At 44.1% G+C, this 13,693-nt stretch carries 8 protein-coding genes; 1 reads left to right on the top strand and 7 read right to left on the bottom strand.

The annotated features are described in order from the left end of the window. Positions 1-20: 20 nt before the first annotated feature. On the bottom strand, positions 21-2,309 hold the full coding sequence (locus ACFSR5_RS15005; protein WP_380905243.1) for a TonB-dependent receptor: 2,289 nt from the start codon (positions 2,307-2,309) through the stop codon (positions 21-23). Between the two features lie 155 nt (positions 2,310-2,464). On the opposite strand from ACFSR5_RS15005, the gene ACFSR5_RS15010 reads away from it, so the two are divergent. Then, entirely contained in the window at positions 2,465-3,616 is a 1,152-nt protein-coding gene (locus ACFSR5_RS15010) for a hypothetical protein (protein ID WP_380905245.1), read from the top strand. A gap of 231 nt (positions 3,617-3,847) precedes the next feature. Here ACFSR5_RS15010 and ACFSR5_RS15015 read toward each other — a convergent pair whose 3' ends face one another. From ACFSR5_RS15015 to ACFSR5_RS15040, 6 genes are all read right to left on the bottom strand, one after another. Then, positions 3,848-5,122 carry a Gfo/Idh/MocA family protein gene (locus ACFSR5_RS15015; protein WP_380905248.1) on the bottom strand — a complete coding sequence of 425 codons (1,275 nt, stop codon included), beginning with the start codon at positions 5,120-5,122 and terminating at the stop codon, positions 3,848-3,850. Positions 5,123-5,136: 14 nt separating this feature from the next. Next, positions 5,137-6,954: an alpha-L-fucosidase gene (locus ACFSR5_RS15020; RefSeq protein WP_380905250.1), complete on the bottom strand. Its 1,818-nt coding sequence runs from the start codon at positions 6,952-6,954 to the stop codon at positions 5,137-5,139. Beyond that, complete coding sequence (locus ACFSR5_RS15025; RefSeq protein ID WP_380905252.1) at positions 6,908-7,918, bottom strand: SGNH/GDSL hydrolase family protein; 1,011 nt, start codon at positions 7,916-7,918, stop codon at positions 6,908-6,910. Before ACFSR5_RS15025 ends, ACFSR5_RS15020 begins: the two co-directional genes overlap by 47 nt. Continuing rightward, on the bottom strand, positions 7,918-9,372 hold the full coding sequence (locus ACFSR5_RS15030; protein ID WP_380905254.1) for an alpha-L-fucosidase: 1,455 nt from the start codon (positions 9,370-9,372) through the stop codon (positions 7,918-7,920). Before ACFSR5_RS15030 ends, ACFSR5_RS15025 begins: the two co-directional genes overlap by 1 nt. A 3-nt stretch (positions 9,373-9,375) precedes the next feature. Next, a complete protein-coding gene (locus ACFSR5_RS15035) occupies positions 9,376-11,775 on the bottom strand; it encodes a glycoside hydrolase family 31 protein (protein WP_380905256.1) in 2,400 nt (799 codons plus the stop codon). A 68-nt stretch (positions 11,776-11,843) separates the two neighbouring features. Next, positions 11,844-13,685 carry a RagB/SusD family nutrient uptake outer membrane protein gene (locus ACFSR5_RS15040; protein ID WP_380905258.1) on the bottom strand — a complete coding sequence of 614 codons (1,842 nt, stop codon included), beginning with the start codon at positions 13,683-13,685 and terminating at the stop codon, positions 11,844-11,846. Positions 13,686-13,693: the final 8 nt, after the last annotated feature.

The raw sequence follows: 13,693 nt of genomic DNA on the forward strand, positions 1-13,693 counted from the left end.
AAAGCTAGGTCTTACAATGCTTACAGAAATACTTTTACGCCCATAGATATATTTCTTCCGGGAAGCGGAGCAAGGTATTTGAGCATGGAATTCTGCGGTCGGGCCTCTACATTCAGCAGATTGTGGCCGGATAGGTAACCTGTCAACTTTTTCCCAAAGATTCGAAAATCGTAACCTAATTGAGCTTGCAAGAGAGAATAAGCGGGCATGGGTGGCTCGGGATTTATATTCTTACCCAAATATCTTTGTTTCAAATAACGTTCGAATACGGCTGAGAGTGACCCTTTGCCCATTTTAAAAATAGTGGAAATACCATATCTGCTAGTGGGCAGATTCGGCATATAATCACCCTCTGCCCATCCTCGAAGATGATCTTCTGATGTATTGATGTTCTTAACAAGGTCCCCAAATGCGGAAATGCGGAAATGTCCTCCATTCTTCCACTGGTGATCATAAGAAGCTTCCAGTTCCCACCCTGTTATACGAGTCTGCGAAGCGCGCCACTCCTTGACTAAAAATCCGCCAGAACGAGACATTCCCGTGTGCGCGAGATATAGATAACCGTCGAAATCAGTCAAATATCTATTTGCTATCAGGCGGAACGCATTTAATTGAAGGCCAGTTGCTATTTCGAAGCTATTAGCCTGTTCTTTATTTAGATTGTCGTCACCATTTTCCTCCACTAGAATGGCAAAATGGTCGTTGCCTGCGTATAGCTCGTTGATATCGGGTGCTCGTTCGGAGTGTGAGAAGGTAGCAGTCAGAAATGCTATTTTGACAATATTCCATCGCAAGCGGGAAGAAAATTGGTTCAATACGAAATCCCTCGGAGAAAGTTGACCTCCGGCGAGTCCTCTACTGGGCTTGTACTGCATGTCGGTTAGGGCACGCCGTGTCACGAAATCGCGACGGTAGCCTACATTCATGACCAGTGGCTTGTGCCTCACCGTATGCATGGTAAAAATGCCAAGCTCCCGGCTCAAACTGTTGGGAATATATCGTTGTATACCGTCACCCTCTAAATGTAGAACGTTAAAGTCGGCGCCTGTCTCTGCCTCCCAGAACGACGTAAATTGTTGCTTACTATCCACTCTCCATGCCTGCCTTCTACTTATAAATTTGTTTACCCGATAAATCCCTACCAGCTCACGATCATCCCCATATTGAGCCGAATACCGGATGGCAAGCTCGCGCACGTATTTATTTACCGAGTTGAACACGGTTTCAACTTTCAGCATATGCGCCAGGGTTCTTGTGTTAATAGGTTGATAATCGGCAATTTGATTTATTGGCTCATGGGTATGCGTGGGCTTAGTTGCGAGTGCGAAACCTGGGATGCCATAGTAACCTTCTTGAGCACGGTAACCTATACCCACACGTAGGCTATCTTTGATATAGCTTATTCCGAAGTTGAACGAACGTCCATCAGCATGGCTGTTAGGCATGACCCCGTAGACAACTGGGTGGAAATCTGTGATACCGTGCACCAAAGTCGTGTAGAGCGGTGTTGAAGGATCCTGTCCTGCTATAAACTTATTATTCGAAGGGTTGGCCACGCGCTCACCTCCGATAACAGAATATTGCTCGAATGTATATAGATCGGCTTCCGATAGCCCCCATTTGGGGTCATCCATATTTTCAAGCACAAACTGGCTGATATAAGGATACAGACTTAGATTGCGTATCTGCTCTTTATCCACATGTACCTGCGCCATATCGGCCGTCAAATGATCAATTGCTGGATCATAAGCTATTGGGGCCTTTGTGTTTCCTGGTATTCGCAAATCCCTATGCCGATGGTTTATGCCACTAAAGCGCCAAATCCAATGTTTTCCCAAGTTTCCGCCAAGCTGGACGGCCTGCCGGTGACCACTATTAGTCCCGGCCTGCAACGTGGCACTACCCTGCCACATCTTCGGGAAGCGAGACTGTGGAATCGTGTTATCTTTCATGTTTATCGCTCCTCCTATCGCCTTGCCTCCGAAAAGCACGCTGGCTGAGCCTTTATAAAGCTCTATCTGCTGCAGGTTTTCGATATCTACATTGGTATTGATATTCGGACTGATACCGCTCAGGTCATTGATTGCAAGACCGTCCTGCAAAAGCCTCACTCGGTTGCCGCTCAAACTACGAACCATAGGCAACCCAGCACTAGGACCAAAGGAAGCATTTTGTACCCCGGGAACATGACTGAGCGTCTCGCCCAATGTAGGCGCCTGGATACGGGAAAGCTCCCAGCGGGAAAGCTGCACCACTGCCCCCTCTAACGGAAGCCTGACTACGACCAGTGCGGAATCGATCTCTATCATTTTAAGCGTGTCTAATATATGCGCGCCGCCATACAGACTAACGGTTGACACATGCACGAAAAAGATCGTGGAAAAAACTTTACGAATAAATCTGGCCAAAGAACATGTATTTCCGAACATGCCGCAAAAATAGTTAAAAACATCAAAAATGCAACATGGTTGCATTTTTAAATATTATCATTACCTTCGCAAAAAAAATTATACATATGAAAATGTACAAACGACTCTCTATCGCTTTCACAGCAGCAACCTTCCTCCTTTCAACGACTTTATCTTGTCAAAAAGATACTTCCTCCCCACAACCACCAGTCGAGATCGAACTCCCGGAAAATACAGGGGTCTCCTATGGACAAACAACTAGCATCTCGTTGCCTTCATCCCTATCAAATAGAAATGATCTTACGTTAAGCCTCAGCTACGAACAGATTGCCAATGTGGGAATATCAGGAAATGTTAAGCTTCACGACTTACTTACTAAAGCCGTGGTAATTGATGATAAGCGGCAAAATATTGTGATAAACTCTGCTTTACTTTATCCGAATGGTGCTCTGTCTACCACAAACGATAGCAAGATTCCGGATTCCTACGCCATCAAGCTTTTAGTCAAAAGCAATAGTGGGGAAACGGTTGGCGAAAGCAAATTTAATTTTACAGTTTCTGACGGTACTATAGGAATTAAAGAAGCTGATTTATCCAATGAAATCCCATTTGCTTATGCCCTTTACAGCAGCGAGACCACAACGTTTGAACTAGACGCTATGGATATACCTACCGAGGGGACCATTTGGCATCTAAGCTCTGAGGCCGGTGCATCAAATAACGTTAGTGTTGAGAATTCAACAATCAAGTTTACCTCCGCTGCGGGAGACCCAGATAAAAAGGCGGAATATACATATGACCTCCGACCGGTCCTTTTAAAAGATGGATTTCCTGTCGCCAGTACAGCTTTTAGGGTTGTTTTCATTCCCCAGATAAAATTTTTCTTTGGTATGTATTATCCGGATATGGATTTGACGATCTACTTGAATTTACTGCATATTGCTTTAGGAAACGGGTACCTGTCCGCTGCTCCAACAATATATCCAGATAATTATAAGTCATCATTTTCTCTTCAATCGGTGAGTTTAGATGGCGAAACATTTGACAATTCTACTGATGTATTCTCTGTCAACGCTCAGACGGGAGCTGTTTCTGTCAAGGAAGACGATACCTTAAAAGCTGGCAGCTACAAAATTATGGTAAAAGCCGTGACAACAACAGGCCACGAATTCCAAACCGATCTTACTCTGGTAATGTCCGCCCTCTAGGTACGGTCAATATATCCCAGTCCCTATTGAAGAAGTTTATCGAGATTTAACAGGTGATTGACGCGATCTTTCTGCCCATCTGACTTTATTACCCTTTGCGGTACGATAAGACCTAAAAATTGGGTCTTATCGTACCGCAAAGGGTAACGACATATCCAGATAGTTGGCTTGTGCTTAAAATTATATAATTTTAAGCACAAGCCAACTATCATTATTAATCAATATTAATAATTATAAACTCCAAACACCTCTATAAGATCGACTACGCATGATATTGGCAAACCGATCGTCAAATTCTTCTTTTACCGGATCCCATCGTAACGACCTTTGTAGCTCATAAGCGATGTTAATCGCGTTGCAGACTGTCGATGTACGCTGACCTGTCTCCACGTCGCAAATAGGTTTGGAACGGGTTTGAATGGCACTCAGCCAATCCTGATAATGATTATCACTATAGTACAAGCGTTTATCGCTAGCTTTTAGGTTATGGCCGGCAAGTGTGATCGGATTTGTTTTCAAAAATGACCTACTTACTTCTATAATACCCTCGGTTCCTATAAACTGGATGGCATTAGGTTCTCCCCAGTCAACATGATTGACGCGTGTGCCCTGGTCATAAATGTATGTTAGCCCGTGTTCCGCTTGCGGACCTGTCGGGGGGATAAATTGGACCGGTCCACTGTGATCCATGTCTAAAGCCCACTGAACAATGTCAAACATATGTGCTCCCCAATCCGTGATATACCCTCCCCCAAAGTCCCGATATCCTCGCCACCATGCCCACTCATCATTTTCTATAGGCGGTGATAAAATTGGATTATAGCCGCGGTACAAAGAGGGGCCGATCCACATATCCCAATCTAAATAATCCGGGATCGGAAAGGAAGGTAAGTCGCACTGTCTTACCGGCCCCCCTACCGATACATTGATTTCCTTAACATCCCCAATATAGCCATTACGTACCAATTCTGCCGCCTGTCTAAAATTGAACGACGACCGTTGCATGCTCCCGGTTTGAAAAACAACCCCATATTCTCTAGCTGAGTTCACCATAGCTCTTCCTTCTGCTATGGTCAGGGCCAATGGCTTTTCGCAATAAATATCTTTCTTTGCCCGGGCCGCGTCTACGGCGATCTGTGCATGCCAATGATCAGGCGTTGCGATAACGACAGCATCCACTTCAGTCGAGGCCAGCAGTTCTCGAAAATGCTTATATTTTGCGATGGAGGGATTCAATTTCCCGATCGTATTTTGAGCAGTTGCAGCCGCATTAACGAAGTAATCCAATTTTCTGTTATCGACATCACAAGCTGCCTGAACAACTGCCTCCGGACAGCCGTTCAATCCGTGCAACAAATTCAAGCTTTGTTTCCCAACGCCAATAAAGCCTACTTGAATTTTATCACTTGGCGCTAAAAATCCGTGCCCGCCCAAGACACTACGCGGAACAATCGTAAAAGCAATAGCAGACTTCACACCTGCACTGATAAAATCTCTTCTTTTCATCTTTTTCGTATACGTCAATTTTTGTTTGGTACAAGGCTTACAGAACTAATTTCTGGTAAAGCATTTCCGTCAATTACAGTCGCTTCGAGTTCAAACGGAATAAACGGCTCCCCTAATGCTTTCTGCGGTATTTCAATCGTACCCATTTTTATTTCTTCGAACGATTTCCCTTCCTTCGCCTCGAAGCTGTAAGTCATCGCGTCGTTTCCTGTGTGGAAAACCACAGTACCACCAGCTGTTGCCAATGGCAAGTATTGAATAAATACATCGTATCGCCCTGGCTGCTGTATCTTAACCTTCCAAGAGACTTTATCCTCTGTATTTGTCCATCCAGCAAGGGCATTCGGACGCTTAAAATCATGCCTCGCGCCGCTTATCTTCATCCCATGTGCGCTATGGATGTCCGCCTTATCGGCAGATAAGATAATCCTTCCGTCCGATAATGCCTGCGCAACACTTTCTTCAATTTCCAGGCTGCCCTCCACTTCCATCACCAACACCTTTGGTCCATTCTCTAGCGAAAACGGACGTATAGAGATTCCTATACCCATTTCCTGTGGAACAGTTTTTATCAACTCTTCTTCGGACCCCATCTCGTAGAGGCTTTTCACGGTATTTTTTAAGGGTACATTGATTACATCACCTTGTGGGATGTCAAATACATGTAGATAGAGCTTGTCCCCTTTCACGGTGCAATAGCCCCAATCCAATGCCCTAAAGGGACTCGCCTGCGTTCCATAAATAGATTCGCTGTTTACCGACATCCACTTTCCCACCCTCTCCAATATATTGACGGCCTGGTCTGGTATTTTACCGCTACCGTCAGGCCCTACATTTAAAAGAAAGTTCCCCCCCTTACTAACTGTTTCCACCAACAGACGCATGATCTGTGGAAAGCTTTTCCAGTTTTGATCTTGCGAGCTATAACCATAACTTTCGTTCATCGTATGATTAACTTCCCAATTCGTTCCGCTGATACCCGTTGGAGGCACATATTTTTCAGGCGTTCCAATATCACCGTTCTTGTTCTCTAAGCCATTCCAAAACCGATTATTGATCAGTATATTCGGTTGCCATTTAATAAGATCCGTTAGGATCCGTCTCGTACCCCAGCTTTCTCCCTCGTGCTCTTTACTACTAAAATCAGCCCAGAGTACATCCAATCTTCCATAATTGTTAGCTAGTTCTTTGATCTGACCGTACATATAATTCTTGTACAGCTCATGATCAGGAACGTGCCCGGTGGGATTTGGATTCAACTGGAACGCTTCATACGAATCCGGATGTTGCCAGTCCAATAATGAGTAGTAAGCTCCCGTTTTTAGCCCTTCCTGTTGGAACGCATCCATAATCTCTCTGTAAAGATCTCTTCCATCAGGTGAAAGATTCGCCGTCCCGGTTACCTCATTGTGCAAAGCAAAAGGTTGATTACTATTGAACAAACTGAAGCCCTCGTGATGTCGCGAGGTAAGAACCATATATTTTGCTCCCGACTTCTTGACTAACTTTGCCCACTGCTTTGGATCAAAGTTCTCGAGCGTAAATTTGGGCTTCAAGTTTTCTGTATATTGTTTACTAGGAATCTTACCCCAGGTCTGTATCCATTCAGCATAATGCTGCCGGTACGTTTCACCTTTAAAAACACCGCCGGCTGCACTATACAAACCCCAGTGGATAAAGACACCGAAGCGCGCTTCTTGAAACCAAGCTAAACGCTTTTCCTGTGTTTCCAACCACCCAGGAACACCTTCAAACGGTTTAGATTTACTTTGACCATTTAAATTTTTAACGGATAATATGAAAAGGAGACAAATGATCAGATGATATTTCATAGTTACTGCGTTTAAGTGATGTTTTCTGTAATTTTCGTATTTTATTCTGGATTTTAATGCTTTCTTTTTTTGCCTTACTAAGTGGCTCACCCACGGGCAACCCCGGTCGTGCATGCCCTGTATATGTTAACCACGCATTTTTAACGATTTCCTGACGTTCTTCCAATAACTTATATAGATGCGCATAATACGACTTATGGTCCAAGCATTCAGACAGAAAATCTTTCGCGGAAAACATCTCTTCAAAATAATGGATGATACATTCTGCTATTAGTCGGTGGCCTTCCAAACCAGGATGTATACCATCTTCTGCTAAGTTAAAATCTGGGTCATATTTCTTTTTTGCCATTAGGTAGCCCTTCATAGCAAAGTGTATATCTATTACCTCCCAACGTCTTTCCCTTCGTTGGTCAAGTAACCATTGCGCATACCGATCTAACACAAGGTTATACCCCTTAAGTCCGAAAACAGGATCTTCATGGACACTTGGCGTGATAAAGACAATCCGCTTAACTTCTGTCGCTTTAAGTTTCGTATACAGATTGATCATACCTTCTTTGTAGCGTTGAAAATTCGCCTCGCTAAAAGGTTGATAAATTCCGTCGTTCATACCATAGCACGCAAAAACAACATCCGGTTTTATCTGTTCGGTAACATTGTCAAGTCTATTAAAAAGCCACGGACGCACAAAGGCTCCCTGAGCGTGGCCATCCTCGCTAAGACCCGAAACGGTTTCGCTCGGTAATCCCAGATTGATGGTTTCAATTTCTGAATTTGGAAAGGCTGTTATCAAAAAGCTTTCGAACAGCGTCACATAATGCCCCGCATAGGTTATGCTATTTCCTAAGAACAATATTTTTTGCGCGTCTCGTATAGGGAATGGAAAATCCAAAGGGCCGCCCTGCCCACGCCCCTGAAAAACAACACTTAAAAATAGAAATAAAGCAATATAGAGACGTTTCATTACAACCTTTGCGTTATTTTGAAGGTATATCCTTTCGGTAGTTTCCGAACTGATCTTGGAAGTTTCACCCGAAGACCTACTTCCGTTTGATCGAAAGCAACTTTGCCTATCCCCAATATCTCCACTTCTTCCACGCTGATTTCTCCTTTGGCCAAGCTTTTAACAACCGATACCCGATCTTCAGGCACTTCGAGCGACACGACATACAGATACTTCTCTCGTTTTGTAAACCAAAAATCTTCCGGTGTGAACTCCGCTTTAAATCCTTCCTTCTCCCGTTGTTCGGTATCTGTTATACTCACGGTCGTCGGTCCTTCACGTTGCACTTTCCAAGGTTCAGACTCGTAAATTGCTTCCTTGTTTACCGCCATCCAGCTGCCCAATTTTTGTAGGTTGTTCTTGACTCTCGATGCTATATTCCCTTTTGCATCCGGACCAATATTCAACATATAGTTACCTCCTTTGCTCACGATTTCGACAAGCCAATAAAGCAACTCATCGACACTTTTCCAATCTTGATCGTACGCCTTATATCCCCAAGAATGGTTAAACGTGCCAATCGCTTCCCACGGTTTATCGAATTGGTCTTCAGCCTTCGGGATACGGTTATCACCAGGGATTGCATAATCTCCCATATCATTGCCGATACGTTCAGCGACAATGACCGTTGGATTGATATCATAGACGGCTTTATAAAATGTATAGCTTTGCTCTGGAGTCATCAATCCCGGCATGTCGAACCAAATATAGCGGATCCCCGGATACTGGTTCAGGATCTCTTTTACCTGCGGAATAGCCTTGTTTTTTAAATATGAAGAAAAGGTGTTGGGACTTGGGTCCCATAAATTTGCGCCGAAGCTATCCGTATCTTTCCCCAAAAGGTCGTTGATCGATTTCGTTGCAGCATATTGTGCGTCCGCCCCGTCTGCCCAATCAATATTATGGGAGTAGTACACCCCAAACTCCAACTGATTCCGCTTACAGGCGTCATACAATTCCTTCACAATATCCCGCTTAAACGGTGTTGCGTCAATCATATCGAAATTGCTGACTTTCGAATCAAATAGGGCAAAACCATCGTGGTGCTTGCTCGTTATGACGATATATTTCATTCCAGCCTCTTTGGCCACGGAGACAATATGCTCCGCATCGAAATCGATCGGATTAAATGAATGAGCCAAATCCGCGTACTCCGCCCGTGGGATCTTTGCAACCAACTGAATCCATTCTGCGACACTCGGAACGCCCATTTCTTCCATTGTTTTTCCCTTCCACATCCCACCAGGAATAGCATACAATCCCCAATGGATAAACATACCGAATTTCTGCTGTTGGAATTTCTGCAGTGCACGTCCTTTTGACCGGTTCATTTTAAGCCAATCGTTTTCCAATAATTGACAGAATGCTTTACCGCTCCAGACGGTCGTCAATAATAACATTATAAAATATTTCATATACTAATCTTCCATTGAAATCTGTAACAACTGATGCTTATGAACGCCAGATTGTGGTATTGAAACCTGTAAAACACCGTTCCTCATTTCCCACTCCTGAAGCAAGGCGCCGTTTAAGCTAATCCGAGAAGGGCTATGACCTATATTAAAAAAGATTTCATAGGCTCGTCTATCCAACATTCCTTCGTACGCACCGACCGTCGGGGATATGGTAAATTCAATCTCATTTTGTTTTTCACGACATTCAAAATGTGTCTTGGATATTGCCCCTTGTTCAAAATCAAACGATACACCATCGTCTTCCAACAACGTGTATGCGCTGCTTCCCGATGGATAAACTTTTAAGATTAGTGTATCTAAAGGTTTTTGATCAACATATTGCATGGGCTTTTGGAATGGGATAATGGCACCAGCCTTCACAAAAAGTTGACCTCCTGTATGAGCAGGCATACGTGGCGAGATAGTCTGCCCACCACTTATGTTTTCACCCGACCAGAAATTCACCCATTTCCCTTCCGGCAAATAAATAGAATCCGTAAACGCACTTACCAACAGATGTTCCCCAAACATAAACTGTGTGGTCATATTTTCCATTTTTTTATCTTGCGGAAATACCAAAGGCATTGCCCGTAATACGGGCATTCCGGTTTGGCTGCCATGTATTGCGGTCGAGTAGATATAGGGCAACAAGCTGTTACGTAGCTGTGCGTAAAAACGGAAGGTTGCGTTATATTCCGGCGAGAAGTACTGAGGATAATGCAGACTAGCCCAACTGTTGATCTGGACCCACGGGAGGAAAAAACCAAAATGGAAGCCTGCCTTCACATCTTCTACTGCATCCAGGACATCCGCGGAAGTGTTTAGGAACCCGCTCAGCCCGAGATTAAGTTGATCATAGAGGGCGTCCCGACCACCACCATTATCGCCAGCTGTGGAGGCTCCCCAATGCTGGCTTCCAGCATACCCTCCGCAATAGTGGTGAAAAGACCGGATTCCTTTGTGTTGGCGGAAAACACGATACATTTGTTTTGGCAACAATACCTGGTTTAAATTGTGCATTTCACGATCCGTATATCCATTGTAGTATATTCTATCAGGATGCTCGTCGAGTGTACGTCCAGGATCTAGCTTAAAGCCGTCGATCCCCTGATCAACAAACTTCATCAGATGGGGAAACCAATGCGCTTGGCCCGAATGCTTACCACCGCGCTGGGCAGCCAAATGGTCTTCTTCTTCAATACTCAGATCGTGATCGATACATAGCCATAACGCTACGTGATAACCTAGCTGGTGTAATTTGGATAGAAACAGCTGTTTGTTTTCATAACGGTTACCTTGGCCCTTCTGCCAGAAAAAGTAAGCTGGAAATTTGGACAAATCCCAATCCTTGTCGGTAGAATAATCATAAAATTTGGCCATCCACTGCGGTTCAATCCAATACACGTCAACCGGAATACTTTCCTCTCGGAACCGTACCGCGTTGTCTAACATCCGAAATTGATCTTCCATCATATTCCCTCCAAACGCCAAGCCGTAAGCCCATTTAGGCAACAGGTATGGTTTGCCTGTTATTGTCGTATACAAATCGATAGTATTTTCTACGGATTGCCCGGTCATTAAATAAAAATCGACGGTCCCGTCCGTATTGTAAACATAAAGTTGGTCATCTTCAAAATGCCCTACATCGAAATAGTTTAAAGCTGTCGTATTGTTAAATACCCCCCAACCATGTGAGCTAGCAAGAAACGGCGCAACCATATCCGACTGTTGATATGTCGCCCACATCCGCAACAGCGAACCACGATGTTGAATAGCTTTACGACTGGCTGCTCCTCCACCATAAAATCGTTCGTCCGGTTTAATGGAAAGACTGAGTACAGCCGGCCCTACTTGGCTTTCGGTCTGTTTTACCGGTTCGGAAACATAACTCTCTTTCGTCGTGTCTCCAATGATTTCTTTCTTAAGAAACGTTTGTTCATAACCGGTTACAGCCTCATGCAAGGCTTCGTAGGTTCGACTTCCCTTTTTCAATACGGACAGGCTGGTTATGATCTCATTATCTGATGATGATCTAACAGTAACGGTCCCATTTTTTCCATTTATTTCCAGCCGATTTCGGGGTGTTGTTAACCGGTAATTTGGACCATGCTTGGTAATTTTTGTTTCACTATTCCAATTTTTCTTGACAACACCATAGCGCTCCATCAGCGTTTCGGGAAAATTGTTCGAAGACGACACCCTTATTCTAAATATTTGGCTATTACAAGCTTCTATATTTAGAAAATGGCCATTTGTAAGTTTGATGGTATGCCCTTGTCCAAAAGAGCACATGCCGGAAAAACAGATTAATATCATTTTCAGCCAGCCCAACTGAAAAGCCGACGTCCATTTTATTTTCATCATATTAATTAAATTAAGGTTATGCGGCTACATGCGCCGCACAATCTATCGGTAACCGGTTAAGTGTCCTATTAATAATCTGGATTTTGGATGAGTAAATCATTTTTGAGAATTTCGTCCCGCATAATGGGGAAGAAATATAATTTGTCGTGCCAAATTCTTAAATCACCGGGAATATCAATACGACTATATATCGGAGTACCCCATGTAGACCCATCGGGCTGCCTATAAGACGAGACCTGTGTCCTGTCGACCGTGTAGCGTATATCTACCCCGTGAGTCTGATGAGAAGCTTCTGGTCCGATAAGCCATCTTCTGACGTCCCAAAAACGGTGATCCTCAAAAGCAAGTTCTATACGACGCTCTTGTCGAATTGCTTTCCTTAAAGCCTCTCCGTTAACAGTTTCGGGTAGATCAGGTTGTCCGGCACGCTTACGCACCATATTGACACACGATCTTGATTCCGCGTCTTCCCCCAGTTCATTACACGCTTCCGCATAGATCAGCAATATCTCAGCATACCGCATATACCGGAAAGGTATATCTTGCTTCTTCCCATCCGTCGGTGAGATGGTGGGATCCACCGCTTTACGGAGATAGTAACCGGAATAACTACCATTCCAGTCCTCAATCGGTCCTTTTCTAGTATCGAGACCAGCTTTAATCATGGTGCCGCTTGTACTATAGACGTATCCTGTCTGAATCTTGCTATAAGGATCCATTACCAGCGCATCGGATGGCCGAGTCGCCCATTGTACGCCCTCGTAAAGTACAGTGGCATAAAACCGCGCATCACGATTCAAATAAGGATTCGCTTTATGCACCGGATTTTCCCAGCTAAATTTAGAGCCGTCTTTCATTTCGTAGTCGTCCACTAAATCTCCGATAGGATTTTGGTTTCCTGTACCATGGTACCCGTTCGGATTGGACGCAATCACCGGATCTACCCATCCGCCGGTGGACGTCTTAGGTGTGTAGTGTATCGTTATTATATCTTCCGCTGTCAATTCCTTCATCAAAAAATAATCAGCGATAGTTTGCGGAATAGAATCCCCGTCGGCAGGATCAGCGGCGTATAAACCATATGTTTGCATATCGATAACAGCTTTGGCGGCATTTTTGGCAAGCCTCCAGCGATCACTGGAAGAACCGCTTGTATATCCCAATAACTCGGGATTGGCGTAGCCCTGGCGGATAGCGCCATTTTTCTGAGGATTATGCAGATCGCTCGCGGCATAAACTAATACTTTGGCCTTAAACCCCAACGCACCGCCTTTGGTAATCCGTCCAGCTCTATCCGGCGAATAACTTTCTGGCAGCAATGCAGCCGCACTATCAAGCTGCGAGACAATAAAATCTATACATTCCGCATAGCTATTACGGGGAAGAAGAAAATCGTCATTTAGTCCGTACACATCCCTAATGATCGGAACCCCACCATAAAGCGTGGTCAAATAATGGTAGGTAGCCGCGCGCATAAAATACGCCTCTCCTTTCAGCCGATTAGAAAAATCTATGTCATCGGTAGCAATATCTTCGATTTTTGAGAAAAATATATTGGTCTGTCGCACATTAGCATACAACGAATTCCAATTTAAATGAGCTGTAGCATATGTGGCAGGCCAAGTATACAAATTATCCGACGTGATGAGTCCTTTGTTAAAATTGCCTGTACCCCAATCCGGCACAAAATGGGATTCGTCGCTGTAATCGGAAAGGCGCCATGCTGCAAACGGTGTTCCGAAGACATTTATGTACATTTTATTTACAAAAGTCTCTGCCAGATTTAAATCGTTCCAAACATTTGTTTCCGAGTATTCACCCAGCGGCTCCAGATCCAGAAAATCCTTATCACACGCCAAATGGAGGCTTATGCAAAAAAATATGATCGTTTTAGTAAGTAGCTTTTTCATTTTAATTT

It is taken from the genome of Sphingobacterium suaedae (genome assembly GCF_042684625.1).
Taxonomy (GTDB): domain Bacteria; phylum Bacteroidota; class Bacteroidia; order Sphingobacteriales; family Sphingobacteriaceae; genus Sphingobacterium; species Sphingobacterium suaedae.